Annotated in this window: 9 protein-coding genes; 8 read left to right on the top strand and 1 reads right to left on the bottom strand. The window is 44.4% G+C overall.

All coding sequences use genetic code 11. From position 1 onward, the window contains the following. Positions 1–21: 21 nt before the first annotated feature. On the top strand, positions 22–3,453 hold the full coding sequence (locus ACTXGK_RS25510; protein ID WP_443514930.1) for an autotransporter assembly complex protein TamA: 3,432 nt from the start codon (positions 22–24) through the stop codon (positions 3,451–3,453). A gap of 100 nt (positions 3,454–3,553) precedes the next feature. Beyond that, a complete protein-coding gene (locus tag ACTXGK_RS25505) occupies positions 3,554–8,548 on the top strand; it encodes a translocation/assembly module TamB domain-containing protein (RefSeq protein WP_443514931.1) in 4,995 nt (1,664 codons plus the stop codon). Between the two features lie 128 nt (positions 8,549–8,676). On the opposite strand, the gene hemP is transcribed toward ACTXGK_RS25505, so the two are convergent. Then, positions 8,677–8,835, bottom strand: a complete 159-nt coding sequence (gene hemP, locus ACTXGK_RS25500; RefSeq protein ID WP_227672156.1) for a hemin uptake protein HemP — start codon at positions 8,833–8,835, stop codon at positions 8,677–8,679. Between the two features lie 306 nt (positions 8,836–9,141). On the opposite strand from hemP, the gene ACTXGK_RS25495 reads away from it, so the two are divergent. The 6 genes from ACTXGK_RS25495 (at position 9,142) to hemE (ending at position 17,763) form a co-directional block, all read left to right on the top strand. Beyond that, positions 9,142–10,254, top strand: coding sequence for an NUDIX domain-containing protein (locus ACTXGK_RS25495; RefSeq protein ID WP_443514933.1), 1,113 nt, complete (start codon positions 9,142–9,144; stop codon positions 10,252–10,254). Between the two features lie 433 nt (positions 10,255–10,687). After that, positions 10,688–11,887, top strand: a complete 1,200-nt coding sequence (locus tag ACTXGK_RS25490) for a lipocalin family protein (protein ID WP_443514935.1) — start codon at positions 10,688–10,690, stop codon at positions 11,885–11,887. A 343-nt stretch (positions 11,888–12,230) separates the two neighbouring features. After that, positions 12,231–13,673, top strand: coding sequence for a glyceraldehyde-3-phosphate dehydrogenase (locus tag ACTXGK_RS25485; RefSeq protein ID WP_443514936.1), 1,443 nt, complete (start codon positions 12,231–12,233; stop codon positions 13,671–13,673). Between the two features lie 290 nt (positions 13,674–13,963). Further along, complete coding sequence (gene cgtA / locus ACTXGK_RS25480) at positions 13,964–15,166, top strand: Obg family GTPase CgtA (RefSeq protein WP_201599774.1); 1,203 nt, start codon at positions 13,964–13,966, stop codon at positions 15,164–15,166. Between the two features lie 78 nt (positions 15,167–15,244). Then, complete coding sequence (proB, locus tag ACTXGK_RS25475; protein ID WP_075106986.1) at positions 15,245–16,417, top strand: glutamate 5-kinase; 1,173 nt, start codon at positions 15,245–15,247, stop codon at positions 16,415–16,417. Positions 16,418–16,626: 209 nt separating this feature from the next. After that, positions 16,627–17,763: a uroporphyrinogen decarboxylase gene (gene hemE / locus ACTXGK_RS25470; RefSeq protein WP_443514939.1), complete on the top strand. Its 1,137-nt coding sequence runs from the start codon at positions 16,627–16,629 to the stop codon at positions 17,761–17,763. The last annotated feature ends 24 nt before the right edge of the window (positions 17,764–17,787 follow it).

The raw sequence follows: 17,787 nt of genomic DNA, 5'->3' as shown, positions 1-17,787 counted from the left end.
GTGAAGGGATAGGACGTAAACATGACCCAGCCGCCTTCAACTCGAGCACGCAACATATTAATGAGGCAGCGTGACAGCGTGAGTATTCAGAACGATATCAGCATCCAAAGCACTCATATCGGTACTCCCCGTATTCATTTTAAGCGCTCAGCGCTCTGTACCGCGCTAGCTACTAGTCTAGTCAGTGTTGCACCTGCGGCATTGGCTGAGACAACCAACACAAATATCACCAATCCATCGACCAATAATCAAGTCGCTAAGACTCAATTGGCTAACAATCAAACGGCCAATAATACATCAGGCGCACTATTAGACGATGATACCCAGCTCGATGCTGCTTTAGATGCACTACGTCTAAAAAAGGCAGTGGAGCAAGGCATCATTGATCAGTCGGTCTTGGATGACTATAGCGAACAAACACTAGGCATTAAAAAATCAGGCGCTAACTCGTTATCGTCTCAGAATGACAGTGCCCGAAATAATAACCAGAATAGTGGTCTGCAAGATTCAAATCGTTTCGACGAGGATATGTACGCAGAAGGCATGCAGGCAGATCTATCTAACGATGATTTGTTGCAACAAGCAACAGCGATACAGCAGCAAGGCTATCAGATGATGACGCCTGAGCAGATTGATCGTGAGTTGGCTGCGATGGATTTGCAAAACGCCCAAGATATCGACAGCATTAACAACGACAGTGCTTTTGATGCGCCAGTTGCCACATTGAACGACACAGCGCCGCCCATCGGCTTAGATGTTGAGCTAGATGCGACCGACTTATCTGCACCTAGCAATCTTGACACATTAGGCAAAACTGGAACAGCAGCAGAGCAGGCAGCCACAGCTGAAATTATGTCACGTCCCATTAACGTGAGTGACTCTGTCAGCAGTGGCAATGTCAATGCGGCAAATGGCATTAATGACGAGATAACAGCGGGTAATAGCGATATCACCGATGGCGGTAACATGCCTTTAGATGTGATTGATCCTGAAGACTATTTACCAGATTATCAGAATGATACTCAGGCCGTTAATCAAAGCATCGAGCAAGCTGACCAGTCAAAGCCACTCGCACGTAATAAAAGCAATATTGTTAAACGTCTTTATAACCGATTGTTCAATGGTGGCGCAATGGCATTGCCTAGTGTGGAGACCACGGTTTATATACAACAAGCTGCTGGCGAAGCCACGGCTAATGGTCAACCAAAACTCATCAAAGCTGACGACGATATTCAGCCAATGAAAAACATTAAAGCGGCCCTCGATGACACCTCAGTGCGATCAGTCATTGATTTTACAGCGGCGCTGCCACGTCTGCGCCAAACAGCACTGGATGCTGCCAAAGCAGTGGGTTACTATGATGTGACGCTCAGTCTACGTCAGCCTACGCGTGATACGATCAATGTGGTTATTGAAGAGCTGGGCGAGCCTGTTATTGTAGACAGCCGTATTGTTGATATCCGTGGTGAGGGCGGTGAGCAAGAAGAGTTTGTCGCGCTTGAAAAAGAATTACCACCGCAAGAAGGTGATATTTTTAACCACCGTGTCTACAAGAGTAGCAAAGCCGCGCTTGAGTCTTTGAGTAATACTTATGGATATTTCGATCAATATTGGTTGAACAAATCTGTCGATATTATCCTACCAGATAACAAAGCGGATATGTCTTTGGTCTATAACACAGGCGACCGCTACGAGTTTGATGATGTTGTTTTCTTTACCTATGACAAAGAAACCAACACGCTGACACAAGACCCTGACAAACTCCCAGTAGAATTGTCGTTATTGCAGCAGTTGTATGAGTTTGCGCCAGGCGATCCTTTCTATCGTCCGTCAGTGACAAAGTTTAGTAATGATTTATCAGCGACCCGCTACTTTAATATGGTCAATGTCGAATCGATATTACCGCCAGATGACCGGAGTGAGGCCAGTACATTGGCATTTGATAATGCACCTGCCAATAGCAATGCTATATTGGATGAGGATGTTGATAATGATGGCATCTCAGATATGACTGGAGATAATGCTACTCTAGCAGCATCCAATAATCGTTTGGCTAGTACAGAAGATACGGGTAGTAGCACTGGCGTAGCGAGTGAAAGTGCCTTGGGTGACGGTAGTGGAGAGACTGTCAATGAAGCTGATATTGCTGCTATCGAGTTTGAGGCTGACGAAGAAACGCTTGATAAGCTACAAGCCGTTAAGCAAAAAGCAGAGCGCCTAAGTAACTTACCTGATAATCGCGTGCTAGATGAAAAAGACCAAGAAGCTGATAACTTATTAGGCAAAATTAGTGATTCAATTAGCAATGTTGCCCAAAAAATATTCCCTGATGATGCAAACTTCACCGTTGATGAGGATTTCGTACCGCCAACGCTGGCAGGACGTAAAACACCGCAAGACGTTGTGACAAGCAAAAAAGTGCCGTTATACGTTTTTGTATACGCTGATAAGCCACGTGATGCTCAAGTTGGTTTGGGTTATGGTACTGACACAGGCGTTCGAGCAACCGCCAAGATAGATTATAATTTGCTTAATCGTCAGGGTTATCAAGCAGGCGCAGAAACGGAAGTGTCCAGAATCAGCAAAAACGTCGCTGTCTATGCAAGCCGCCCTTGGAATCACCCGCTCAATGACAAATTGGATGGGCGTCTTACTTATGAAGAAGAAGTCATTGACCAAGGCAAAGGTAACTTCGATTTATCTACCACCACATTAAAAGCGGCCTTGGCACGTAATATTCGCCGTGATAGTGGTTGGAATCGTAGCTACTCTATGCGTTATCGTTTAGATGAGCTAGAGACTGGCGTTGATGGCGCCGCGCGTGATGATTTACCTATCCGCTTTACCTCGTCAAACCCCAAGCAGCAAGCATTGCTGTTTGGCTATGGTATGAATAAAACCGACACGGATAGTGCGACCAATCCAACGCGCGGTATGCGTCAGTATTATTCGATTGAAGCAGGTGCTGACAAAGCGCTGAGTGATACTGATTTGGCCATCGTTCGTGCTGGTGTTAGCGGTATTTATAGCTTTGGCGATGACAAAAAACATCAAGTGCTTGGTAGTTTGAATGGTGGTTATATTTGGGCAGATGATTTCTATGATGTGCCCTATAAATTGCGCTTTTTCGCAGGTGGCGACCAAAGCATCCGTGGCTATGATTACGAGAGCTTATCGCCACTAAATGATAAAGGCTATCTGACAGGCGGGCAAGTACTGGCGGTTGGTAGTGCAGAGTATAACTATGAGTTTAAACCGGGCTTTCGCGGTGCATTCTTTACCGATGTTGGTAATGCGTACGACAAAGACTTTGATGCTGAAACCAAAGTTGGCGTAGGCGTTGGTGTGCGCTGGGCCTCTCCTGTCGGAATGGTGCGTGTCGATGTAGCCGCAGGGGTGACAGAAGACAATATTCCTGTGCGATTGCATTTCTTTATTGGCTCACCGTTGTAGATGCTCGTTTTATCAATGTACAAACAGATCGCCTAAACCGTTTTATTCATTACTTATCGTACCGATTGCTGGTCATCACTTTTTAACGTAGTTGAGTGTCATGCTGACAGAAAATACCCCGCCTAACCATGCACCAGATGAAGATCCAGCACAGCGCGATGCTCGTGCCGTTAGGCGCTGGTACCCGCTATCATTTTTACTCAAGCTACTGGTACTGGTTATTATCGTACTAGCGATTATGTTTGCGATATTTTTTTATGCTGCAGGCACGGACTCTGGCACCAAGTTTATTTTAGAAAAAATCAGTGCTGAGACGGGTATCGATTTCAAATATGGGCGCGGTAATTTGCGTGATGGTATTTGGCTGACCGATATCGATATCGAGGCAACTGAAGACCTTGAGGTATTAGTAGACAAAGCCTATGTCAAAATAGGCTGGCGTGCGGTATTTGCAAAAGAAGTGCATCTGAGCGATGCCGATATACAGACCATCGAAATTCTCAATAAGAAACCACCGACTGGTGAACCGTTTGATTATAAAACCCTAAAGCTACCAGTCAATCTACGTTTCGATCACGCAAAAATCGATAAAATTATTTATAAGCAAGTAACCAAAGATCCTATTGTCATCAATGATATTACAGCTCGTGATCTGACATGGGTTGGTAGTACCGTCACGGTAGGTCGCGGCGACTTACAGTATGCTGATATCGTCAAAGTCAGTGCCCTACAAGGCGAGATTGACTTGCAAGGCGACTATCCGTTGGATTTGAGCGCGATTGCAGAAGTCAGTGCGCTTGAAAAGGCATACATTGATCCACTGAATATTACGGCAACCGGTACGCTAAAACGTACGGTTGGGCAGGTGCGTAGCCGCTATAACGACAGCGATGTTAATGGCGATTTTGTCGTTCAGGCGCTGGATACAGGATCACCGTTTCAAGCAAAACTACAGTGGGATGATATTTTGGTCCCTTATGCAGACGACCAAAACATTCGTCTGCAAAGTGGTATGGCGACTGCATCAGGGGTCATCTCTGAGATACGACTTCGCATCAATACGGAATTGACTGCCAAAGACATTCCGTCCGGTCATTATCAAGGGCGCGCGGTCATTGCAGACAGTCAGTTGCGTATTGATCGTTTAGAAGCTGACGTTCCATCTGGGCGTTTGGTAATACAGGGTATATTAGGTTGGAAAGATAGCTTTAATGCGACGCTGCGTGCGGCTGGTAGTAACTTTGATATTCGCCGTGCTATTCCTGATGACTATGCTGATTTTAAAGCGTATGCTCCGCAAACCCTTAATGGCAGGTTATCGCTACGCTATCAGCAGCAGAACAGCAAAGGTAATACACAGATTGATGCAGATTTGCGTCAGCGCGATGGTGAACATATCAATGCCAATATGATCCGTGGTAAAACCTCTGCTAAGTCTAAGCAAGTGGCACCTTGGTACGTTGATGCCACATGGCAAAATTTGATCCGCCGTGATGTGCCCAACATCGGCAATATTGATAGTCCTCGCGGTCAGGCCGATGTCATCGTTCGTGGTTCAAACCTATCCGTTGATGCCAATGCCGTTATCAATGAACTCAATGCTGCACCTAAAGGCAACTATGATGTGCGCTTGCGTAAAGCAGGTGACGTTATTGATATCAACCGACTCAATTATGATGGCATCGTAGGCGATCTGTCAGGCACCGGACAAATTCAACTAGCAAATAAAAACCGCCCACTGACGTGGCAAATCGATGCAGCGACCAAGGGTTTATTACCTAAAAAGTACCGTAGCGATTTACCACTTGAGCGTTTAACAGGGCGCTTGAGTGCTCATGGTCGATTGCTAAATATCACCAAAAATGGGGTGAGCGGTCAGCGCCATGTGATTACTGTCAATAATACTGACTTGCAGGCACAGCTTGATGCCACGCAAAACGGTCGCGCGATTGGTATAACAGGTAGCGGTGATGCCAGTGTCGATATCGTGGGTAGTGAGTTATCTGTATTTGACGCACGTTTTGATGGTCAGATTGATACGGCAGACGTACCAAAAGGTCGTCTATCAATCGACGCAGCGGGTACGCCCGATCTGATTAGTATCCGCAAACTAAATTATAATGGTGAGGCTGGCGCAGTGAATGCCAAAGGCGTCATTGATTTGCGCAACAACATCGGCTGGACCGTCGATGGTCGCTTTGACAACTTCAATTTGGGTTACTTTTTACCCAATAATCCAGCCATCATCACAGGTGATCTAAAAACCAGTGGCGAGTGGCAGGCTGCGCCTAAAAACAGCCCAAATACCACAGGTACATTACAGCGTTTTGCCGTGAATTTTGATGGGGTCTTGGATGCCGAGCAATTACCAGCAGGTAAGCTCAATATTGAGGCAAGTGGTGATAGCCAACTGATTCGTATCAAGCGTTTCCGCCACGTGGGTGCAGCAGGTAGTATCGATGCCACAGGAACGGTCGATGTGCGTCAAGGCATTGCATGGAACATCAATGCAGTGATGGATCGCTTCAATATTGGATATTTCTTAAAGGATACCCCAAGCCTTATCACGGGTACTATCGATACGGATGGGCGCTGGGGCGATACACAGCAAACGATCAATATCAAACAAATTAATCTAAGCGGTATGCTGAAAGGCCAGCCACTTAGTGCTAAAGGTAGTTTGGCCGCAAAATTGCGCTTGCCAAAAGACTTAGCCAGTTATTTCAAACGTCTACAAACACAAGATGCCCAAGCACAGTATAAGCAAGTGAATGCATTGATCGATAGTTTAAATGCTGACAACTTGATACTGCGCTGGGGTGATAATTATGTCACTGCTAATGGTAATGCCAAACAGCTACAAACCAAAATTAATATCACAAGCTTAGATCAGTTATCGGACAAGCTTGCTGGCAAAGTAACTGGTGGAGCGACTTTGTCTCAACCAGCAGGTCAGGCACTACCAACGATTTATATCGATTTGGTCGGTGAGCGGATTGCACTACCGGGCTTTATTTTGCGTCAAGGTCGTATACGTGGCAAGTTGGTTAATCTAGCCAATAGTCCAAGCCAGCTTATCGTCAGCGCTGAAGGTCTGGATGCTGCGGGACAAAGCTTCGATAGTGTTAAAGCTTCATTTAACGGTACTGAAAAATCTCATGTGGTTGATCTCAATGTGGCCAATAAGCAACTGGACATTGGTGCCAGACTAAAAGGTGGGTTCGATCGAAATACGCTACGCTGGTCAGGAGTCATCGGTAAAGGCCGCGTTAAATCCAGATACGCTACCCTGAATCAATTACAGCCAGCACAGCTGATTGTGAATTTGCCCAATAATCAAAATGGCAATAACACAGATCTCAAAGTACAGTTGGCTGCACATTGTTGGCAGGCCACGGATCAAACGGGCAAACTATGCTTACGCAAGAACTTAGTGGCTTCTCCAGCCAGTGGTGAAGTCGATGTGGCATTGCAGAATTTAGATACGTCATTATTTTCAGTATTCTTACCAAAGGATATTGATTGGCACGGCAAAATTAATGGTAAAGCCATTGTCGGTTGGCAACGTGGTCGTCCGCCAACCATTAACACGACACTATATTCAGATAATGGCAAAATCGGCTTGATTCAAGACGGGGATAGCACGCCTGTGACACTGCCATATAAGCGTGTTTCACTAATCGCCTTGTCGGTGCCAGAAGGTATCAAGCTGCGTACCGACATCAATACGGGTCGCGGTGCTCGCGGTTATGCTGAAGTCGTTGTTGATCCTTATAAAACGCCGAAACCAATCTCTGGTGCACTCGTGTTGAATGAGCTTGATTTGGCCATCTTTAAGCCTTTCTTCCCGGGCATGCGAGTACTAAAAGGCAACGTTACGATGGCAGGAGGACTGGGCGGTACGCTAGATAAGCCGCAGTTCTATGGTGATGTGAAACTCTCTAATGGTCGCATCGCCATGCTAGACTTGCCAGTGAATCTGACCAATGTCAACACACAGGCCAAAATTCGCGGTACGCAGGCGACCATTGATGGTACGTTCAAAAGCGGTACAGGAACAGGCACACTGACAGGTACGGTCAATTGGCAGCAAAAGCTACAAGCCAAATTGAGTATTGTTGGTGAAGGGCTTGTCATTACGCAGCCGCCTTTACTAGTGGCTGAAATTAATCCTGATATTGACATTATCGTACGTCCAAGTGACCGCTATGTGGACATCAAAGGGGCAGTCAGCGTGCCGTCAGCGACCATTCGTCCACCAGAAGCCAGTGAAGACATTGTGACTCAGTCTGAAGATGTAGTTGTGCTGGATCGTCGTTTGATTGGTAACATCGATGATGTATTGGCAATGTCAAAACCTTGGTCTATCAATGCTGATATCGGTGTCGATTTAGGCGATGATATCAACTTCCGTGGTTTTGGTGCCGTCATTCCATTGGCTGGTGCGATTAATATCAACCAGAATGGTACGGGCATCATGCGCGCAAAAGGAGTGGTTCAGGTCTCACGTCGTACCAACATCAATGCTTTCGGTCAGAGCCTAGAGCTGAATTATGGTCAAGTTCGCTTCAATGGCGATGTCATGAAGCCTAGCTTGAGTATTGAAGCTGCAAAAACCATTAATGGTAAAACAGTGGGTCTGCGTGTGAAAGGTACGACTGAAAGCCCAAACATCATTGTCTTTAATAATGCAGGATTGACCCAGCAGCAAGCGATGAATGCGCTGGTGACAGGGCGAATTGATAACAAGAGTGCGACTCAAATCAGTGAGCAAGGGTTCAAGTCACAAGTGACCAATAATCTGGCAGCAGCTGGACTGAGCTTTGGTCTTAGTGGGACGCGTAGCCTTACCAATCAAATTGGACAAGTTTTTGGCTTACAGAGTTTGACCGTTGATGCCTCAGGCAGTAGTGAAGATACCAACGTCAATGTCACCGGTTACGTGACTCCTGACTTGTATATTCGCTATGGCGTAGGTGTTTTCAATGCTCAAAACAGTCTGTCTGTTCGCTATCAGTTGACTCGCCGTATTTACGTAGAAGCCAGTTCGGCCGCCGAGAATGCGGTAGACGTGGTCTATAGTTGGCAGTTTTAAATGACGTATTTAGTAGACGGTTAATCTATAACGGACATTATTTGAAAGAGATTTTTATTATTGCTACTCAACAAAAAACGCCTTGTAATGAAGGCGTTTTTTTATAAGTGCAGTGAGCTGGTTTAAAATTATTTGGTCAAAATCAAGCGATTGTTACGAGTCAAACGTAGTCGATACTCTTCGCCTTCATGCTCGATACGTACTTCTTTGGTCAGGGCAAATAGATGCTGTGACTGTAGCGTTGGCAGACGATTTTCACGGCAGTTTAGATAACGAGAGATAACCATACTCATGGTGAATTCCTTTTGGTAAGAAGTGGCTTAATAAATTAGCTATGTCGCAATGAACTTTAACGATAATAATTATCATTTAGATTGAATAAATTTGCAAGGTAATTGATAAAATAAAATGCAGTCATTGTGTAAACTTATATAAGGCTGGCGTCACAAACCGCCAATGCTTGAGTTTTTACCTATGTAAAAAAATATTGAGAGGCTTACTTGAATGATATGAAATCTCTGCAGGCTCACCAGAATATACAAGCAAATAATTAGAAAGCAGCCAAAACAGACTTAATAGTAGAGGACAATGCTATGCCAAGTGAAACAAACAATCAGTCAAAAATTAAAGACATAACCATCGTCAATGTTGCAGTTGCCGTTATTCATTATGAAAACAAGTATTTGCTTGGGTTCCGAGATGCGGCCCAGCATCAGGGCAATCGCTATGAGTTTGTAGGCGGTAAAATAGAGACTGAGGAGTCAGCAGAGCAGGCATTGATTCGGGAAGTCGTTGAAGAAACAGGTATTAGTATTGCTCAAAATGTTATCGTCAAGCTTGGACGTTTGCATCACGACTATGGTGACAAGCAGGTGAGCTTGGAGGTGTATAAAATTGAGCTAACCGCACAGCAGTATGAACAGCACAAAGACTGTGAATATGGCCTAGAAGGGCAGGCAATGACTTGGGTTGATAAGTTTAAGTTACTAGCAGGAGAGTATCATCTGCCCGCTGCCAATAAAACTATTTTGGAGTGGCTGAAACTTCCTGCAAAAATAGCGATTACGTATCCACTTGCCCATTTTTCTGTCCAGCCAAATTCCGCAGCAGCATGGGTACACTATCATCGAAAACAACTAGCACCAGAGTCTTGGGTTTATATCCGACTAAAAGCGTCTGAGTCAGAATATATTGCCGAGCAGCTAATGGATGTGCGTCCAGATATTCTAGCGATTTTGCCGTATGACAATGACTGTCAGCACTCCAAAACGACAAGTACAGGTGCAATGATAGAGGAAAAAACCAATCGTCCAATTGTCGCTAGACACCTGACGCATTCGGTATTAATGGAATGGTTCAATGTTACTCAAGATATTACAGAGTCTGAGCAGTTGCTCTACATTTCGAATGAGCATCCACTGATAGTCAGTTGTCATGATATTGCCAGCATTCTTGCCGCTAATAAACTTGCGAGTATGCGCATACAGCAGCAGTTACCGCCAGTGATTGGCGCTTTTTTGTCTCCTGTACTTACAACTCAGACGCATCCTGATACGGTACCACTTGGCTGGGAGGCGTGGTCAGCTTTGGCGCAGTTAGCTGACATGCCAGTCATTGGTCTGGGCGGCTTGGCCCCTGTCATGATTGACCAGACATTAGCGCACGGCGGTGTCAGTGTCGCAGGCATTCGTCAGTTCCACGAATAAAAAACCAGAAAATGAGTGCCAGTTAAGCAGCAATATCAGTCACTTGACTCTGTTCACTTATTAAAAAAAGTAAGTATAAATAACTGATTTTTAAGTTATTTATCCAGTCAGTAACTATGTGATTATGATGTGTGCATACCAATGCATAAACACATAGTTATTTACAAACCGTTGCGTTTCCCTACATTGCACTACTGTTTTAATAGTCCAGCTGTCCTTAATATATATTGCATATCTACAGCACATTGATTCTGATTTTTATCAGTGAATTGACTACTGACGCATTTATCAAAACTTATAATAAAAAAGAGCGTTTGTAGCAGCAGAGTTTGGATCGATAATTAATTTTAAAACTCAGACTCATTATAGAATCAATTCGGATAAATGATGCAGATAATGTATTTTAACAGTCACTATTAACAATGGTATCCCTATGAAAACCAATAAGTTACCTGATTCAGCATGGACTGACTCACGGGCAGCTGGTTCTCAATCTCAGCAGCCTATACAGTCAAACAGCTATAACAACGGTCGTCATGCACAACAGACAAAAAATGCCAGTAATGATGCAAACTATAGCCATAAAAAACTGAGCAATGAAAACTTGAACGGCGAATATTCGCACCATTTGGCAGAAGATATGTCTTCGCAAGACAGCTATTTTGGATACAAAAGCGCCGACAAAAGCCTTACTAAGGCAAAAGAGTCCGCTATGAGTAACAGTAAAAGCAATCAACATCTGAAAAATAGCGATAGTGATAAAGAACAATTCAACATTGCTAATGGCTACAAGCGATCAGCAACGTTGAATGAAGACGAGCCGCTGATATCTGAGCTTGTAGACGACCAAGCAAGTAATTTGCAAGACAGCACTAAGCAAATCCTCGATACATCATCAACCACTATCAACTCGTCATACAAAGACATACCGGAGCGTATATTTATGAATGGACTTATTAAGCATACAGGCATTGCGTTAGCGATCATCATACCGCTAGCGGCATTTTCAGCCTATGCTGCAACGCCGCCCACTAATATGGCTACTGCCAGTAATATGCAAGATAATGCGATGAGCGGTGAGATAACGACACAGATGTTATCTGTTAAGCCAAGTGATGTTATCTATAAGTCTGCAAGCACACCAACGACAGTGGATAGTGTCGATCTTAATGAATACGCTGGGACGTGGTATGAGATTGGACGTCTACCGATGTATTTTCAACGTAAATGCGCAGGTGATGTTACTGCCAACTATGCTCAGAAAGATAACGGTTCAGGAATCACGGTTACTAATAAGTGTGTGAGCGAGGATGGTTCAGGTATTGTTGCAGAAGGTTTGGCTAAGCCAGTTGATGAAAGCGGCAGTAAACTAAAAGTGACGTTTTTACCGAAGTGGATTCGCTGGATCCCAGTCGGCCGTGCTGATTATTGGGTATTAGCACGTGATGCAGATTATAAAACTGCGCTAGTAGGGACGCCTGATAAAAAATACTTATGGCTCCTAGCACGGTCGCCAAATATCAGTCAGGAAACGTATACTAAATATCGTCAGGTTGCTCAGCAGCAAGGTTATGACTTGAAAGAGTTTACGTTGACGTCGCAGAGCAACCAAACGGTGAATTTGACACCATAATAGATATAATGAAAATTACTGCTTCAATTAATTAAGCGCTATGGCAATTGTCATTTAAACGACGCCCTAATAAGGCAGCATATATGGCTGCCTTTATTTTTATCCTTGCTTGTATATGAGTCTGTATATAACGACAAAACCTATTATGCACATTAGCTAATCGGTTATTACTGGCAAAATGAGGCATTTTAGGCTAAAATCTAGGCGATTTGAATACTCTGACGTCAAGAACTGATATTGATAGTGGTTGATTATCCTATTACAGTCACCACCTAGAGCATACACGACCTATCTTATTTATATCTCTTCATATTTTATCGATCATACATTACTGACCATAAGGATGTTTCTCGTGAGCAACGCTGATACCTTACGCCAATTACATCAAGACCACTTAAAAAACTACAACAATCAAGAGCAACAAGCCATTGAGCTTATGGGGCTATTGAGCAAGCTCTATAATGAGCAAGACGTACAAGTGACTTTATTTGGCGAAACGCTAGACGCTACTTCAGTTAGTCAAATACTTGCGCTACATCAAAAAGCAGCATTACGCGACAACGATGCCAAAGCTATCGATATCGCTGATACTTTAGCGATGGTAAAAGTTATCTCAGAAAACGCTGATCTCCAAGCTACTCGTATCGATGTTGGTCAATTGATTGCTAATGATACTGATGTACAAGCCGCTCTACAGTCTATCAACAACGCTGGTGCCGTGAATGGCGCAACAGACGTTGTACTATACGGTTTTGGTCGTATCGGTCGTATCTTGACTCGTCTGCTATTGTCACAAGCGTCAAGCGCGAAAGGCTTGCAGCTAAAGGCAATCGTCGTACGTCCTGCGGCAGCTGGCGACTTGGCTAAGCGTATCTCATTGCTTGAGCGTGATTCGATCCATGGTAGATTCTTAGGCGGCATCAGCATCGATGAAGATAATAACGGCATGATCGTTAATGGTCGTTTCGTACAAGTTATCTATGCTAAAGACCCAAGCGAAATCGATTATACTGCTTATGGTATCGACAATGCGCTAGTTATCGACAACACTGGTATTTGGAAAGACGAAGCGGGCCTTGGCAAGCATTTACAGTCTACTGGCGTGAAAAAAGTACTATTGACTGCACCTGCTGGTGGCGATATCAAAAACGTCGTTTATGGTGTGAATAATGACACGGTTGGCGACGATACGATCGTTAGTGCTGCGAGTTGTACGACCAACGCTATTACGCCGACGTTGAATGTATTAAACGATGAATACGGTATCGAAAACGGTCATGTAGAAACGATTCACTCATTTACCAATGATCAGAACTTGGTTGATAATTATCATAAAGCAGATCGCCGTGGTCGTAGTGCGGTGATGAACATGGTTATCACCAGTACTGGCGCAGCAAAAGCCGTTGGTAAAGCATTGCCAGAACTAAACGGTAAGCTAACGGGTAACGCTATTCGTGTACCGACACCAAATGTCAGCCTAGCCATCTTGAACTTGAATCTAAAGACAGCACCAGCAAGCGCTGATGCGTTGAATGAGTTCTTGCGTAAGATTGCTAACAGCAGCACGTGGCAGTCGCAAATTGCTTATACGGATTCTACAGAAGCCGTATCTACTGACTTTGTTGGTACGACCCATGTCGGTATCGTTGATGCCCAAGCGACTATTTTGACTGATAACCAAGCTATCGTCTATGTTTGGTATGATAATGAAGTCGGTTATAGTACTCAGGTGTTGCGTTTGGCGACGCAGATGGCAGGAATCAGTTATACTCAGGTTCCAGCATAAAACTCTAAATACAGTAGAGCAATAACGTCATACTAAGCCTATCAAAGCATGATCCCTTTAAAGATTATGCTGCAATAGACTCTACTTTGCATAGCTTGGTATCACTTTAACTGTCATACTTAAACACCCGATAGTCCGATTGATTATCGGGTGTTATTGTCATCATGGGCACTAAGTAAAATTACTATTTATAAAGTGTTCGTTGTGCCGTAACAATATAGCAAAACCCTAAAATACAACCGTTGGTTGTAACCAGTTTATAGACTGGATTGTGAATTAAGGAACGTAAGATGCGATTTATTGATGAAGCCGTCGTAACGGTAAAAGCAGGTGACGGTGGTAACGGAATCGCCAGTTTTCGCCGAGAAAAATATGTCCCACGTGGTGGACCTGATGGTGGCGATGGCGGTAAGGGCGGTGACGTCTATGTCATTGCAGAGGATAACACCAATACTCTAGTTGACTATCGCTATACCCGTCGTCATGACGCTATGCGAGCCGAGAATGGCCACAGCAGAAACTGCTCAGGCAAGGGCTCTGATGATCTTTATTTACCAGTACCAGTTGGTACGACGGTCGTTGATACCGAAACCGACGAAGTATTGGGTGATTTGATTGAGATCGGCCAGACACTACTGATTGCCAAAGGTGGTGATGGTGGTCTGGGTAATACCCATTTCAAAAGCTCAACCAACCAAGCACCGCGTAAAGCCACGTCAGGTTTTGAAGGTGAGTTAAAAGTTCTTAAGTTTGAGCTAAAAGTTGTGGCTGATGTTGGCTTGATTGGTTTGCCTAATGCTGGTAAATCGACCTTTATTCGTCAAGTCTCTGCTGCTAGACCGAAAGTGGCTGATTATCCGTTTACCACGCTAGTACCAAACTTGGGTGTGGTCGATATTGGTCGTCATCGTTCGTTCGTGATGGCAGATATTCCTGGATTGATTGAAGGCGCATCAGAAGGTGCAGGACTTGGTATTCGCTTCTTAAAACATGTTGCACGTACGCGTCGTCTGCTACATTTGGTCGATGTTAAGCCTGTCGATGGGAGTGATCCAGTCGAAAATGCTCGCGTTATCCTAAATGAGCTTGAGCGTTTTTCACCTGAATTGGCCAACTTGCCGCAGATTTTGGTATTAAACAAAATTGATCAGGTCAATGATGAAGACTTGAACGCGCTTTGTACACATATCGTCGCAGAGCTTGGTTGGACAGGCATGGTCTTCCGTACAGCAACGCTGACTGGTGAAGGCGTTGATGCGGTAAAATATCATTTGATGAATGATATTGAGCTTGAGCGTGAGCGTGAAATAGAAGATCCTATATTCGCTGAAGCACAAAAAGAACGTTTTGAGCGTTTAGAAGCCGAAGTGCGTCTAAATACTGAAGCACAGCGTGAAGCGTATCGTGCCGCTCGTAAAGCGGCGCGTGAAGGCTTAGATTTGTCCGATTTGGATGATGACGACGATGGTGTTGAGGTAATGTACGTTCCTTAAGCTAGTATGCTTAAGCGGTTATACTTGAATTGTGAATTTAATCCCTACAATCAATTGATATGAAAAAAAGGAGTTTATATGGCAGATGGCATAGCAAACACGACCGAAGAAGCAAGATTTGTTAAACAATCTCGCAACTTTGATATTCAGCGCGTTATTGTCAAGATTGGCTCATCGTTATTGACAAATAACGGTCGAGGGTTGGATCGTACTGCCATATATGAGTGGGCAAAGCAGATTGCTAAGCTGCACAAAAAAGGTGTTGAAGTGCTGCTGGTATCGTCAGGTGCCGTTGCTGAAGGTGTGGTACGTATGGACCTTGAGGAACGCCCTAAAAAACTGGCAGCATTACAAGCCTGCGCTTCTATTGGTCAAATGGGGCTGATTGAAACATGGTGGTCAGCATTGATTCAGCATGGTATTCAAAGCTCACAGCTCTTATTGACTCATGATGACTTGTCCAATCGTAGCCGTTATCTCAATACCACAGGCGCGCTAACGCAACTATTAGAATGGCGTGTGCTACCGGTTATTAACGAAAATGACACCATTACCATTGATGAGATTAAATTTGGCGATAATGACACGTTGGGTGCGATGGCAGCCGCGATGGTTAACGCGGATTTGTACATCATCTTAACCGATCAAGAAGGTGTGTTCACTGATAACCCACGTGACAATCCTGATGCTAAGATGATTCGTCAAGAACGTGCTATGGCTGACTATTTATTTGATATCGCAGGAGACGGTGGCAAGCTTGGACGCGGCGGTATGTTGACCAAGATCCGTGCTGGTCGTCTTGCAGCAATGGGTGGTTGCCCAACCGTTATTGTGAGCGGTGCTATCGATGATGTGATCACTCGTGTTGTCTCAGGTGAGGCAGTCGGTACACTACTGACGACTAACGAAGAAGATAAAATCATTGCTCGGAAACAATGGCTTGCCGCGCATTTGCGTATGTCAGGTAGCTTGGTCGTTGATGCAGGTGCCGCAAAAGCATTGACTGAACATAATAGAAGCTTGCTACCCGTAGGCGTTGTAGAAGTTCGTGGCGGCTTTGATGAAGGTGATGTGGTAGAAATTGTTCATCAAGATACTGGTGAGCGTATAGCCGTTGGTCAGGTAAACTTCTCATCGCATGAGGCGCATCGTGTTGCTCGTGAGCGTACAGAGAAGTTTGACAAAATCTTTGGTAGTAACGAAGACCGTGTGGTGATGGTGCATCGTGACAATCTTGCGATAACCGTATAACGCATTCATGATATAGCACAGCTGTGGCTTTTATAGCTTATCTTATCTATGATTTTAGGTAAGCTATAAAAGGCTTTTGAGATTTGCTTCAAGCTTAAGCAAGACTGTTTATATCTTATAAATATTTATTATTATTTTATTCAACCTATTTTATCCAGCACAGTATCTATCCATAAATATGGATACTGTGTTGTTTTGGAGATTTGTACATGAGTGCTTCAGACAAGAGTGACTCGATTCAGCAGCAATTTGCACCGCTAAAAAATGACAGGCTGCTACGTGCATTACGCTTTGAGCCCATCGATACTACGCCAGTTTGGATGATGCGCCAAGCTGGTCGTTACTTACCAGAGTACAAAGCCACTCGCGCTGAAGCCGGCGACTTTATGAGCCTGTGCAAAGATACAGATCGTGCTACTGAAGTGACGCTCCAACCGTTACGTCGTTATGACTTAGATGCGGCTATCTTATTTAGTGATATCTTGACCATTCCTGATGCCATGGGCTTGGGTTTGTATTTTGAGACTGGCGAAGGTCCTAAGTTTAAGCATCCGATTCGCGAACAGGCCGATCTTGACAGATTGCCAGTACTTGAGCCTAACGATTCTCTTGACTATGTAATGCGCGCTGTGACCAGCATTCGCAAAGCGCTAAATGGTCAAGTGCCTTTATTTGGGTTCTCTGGTAGTCCATGGACGCTTGCTACGTATATGATAGAAGGCGGTAGTTCAAAGGATTATCGTTATACCAAAGGCTTTTTGTATAGCAATCCTGATTTTTTACATCAGCTATTAGACAAGCTTGCGACTTCGGTCATTGACTATCTTGATGCACAAATTGTTGCTGGTGCTCAGATCGTACAAATATTTGACAGTTGGGGCGGGGCGCTTGGTCATCGTCAATTTATCGAGTTTTCGCACACTTACAACAAGCGTATCGTGGCTGAGCTAAAGCAACGCCATCCACAAGTACCAGTAGTATTATTTACCAAAGGTGGCGGATTATGGCTTGATATTCAGGCTGATAGCGAAGCTGACGCTTTAGGTTTAGATTGGACGATGCCGCTTGACCGCGCGCGTCAAGTACTGACTGAGAGCCAGCGTGAGTTGACCAAAAAACATAAGAAGCTACAAAGCAGTAAAGCCATTCAAGGCAATTTAGATCCAGCAACGTTATACGGATCACCTGCCACCATCCGCTCTGAAGTGAATGCGATGCTTGATCGCGCCTATGCTAATGGCGAAAAAACTGGCTACATTGCAAACTTAGGTCATGGTATTACCCAGTGGGTGAATCCTGACAATGCCAAAGTATTTGTCGATGCGGTACATGACTACAAGATCTAAAAGCCACGGTATTCAAAGCTATGG

It is taken from the genome of Psychrobacter sp. T6-5, from assembly GCF_052258485.2.
Lineage (GTDB): Bacteria > Pseudomonadota > Gammaproteobacteria > Pseudomonadales > Moraxellaceae > Psychrobacter.
This window is presented reverse-complemented; position numbering and strand designations above follow the sequence as displayed.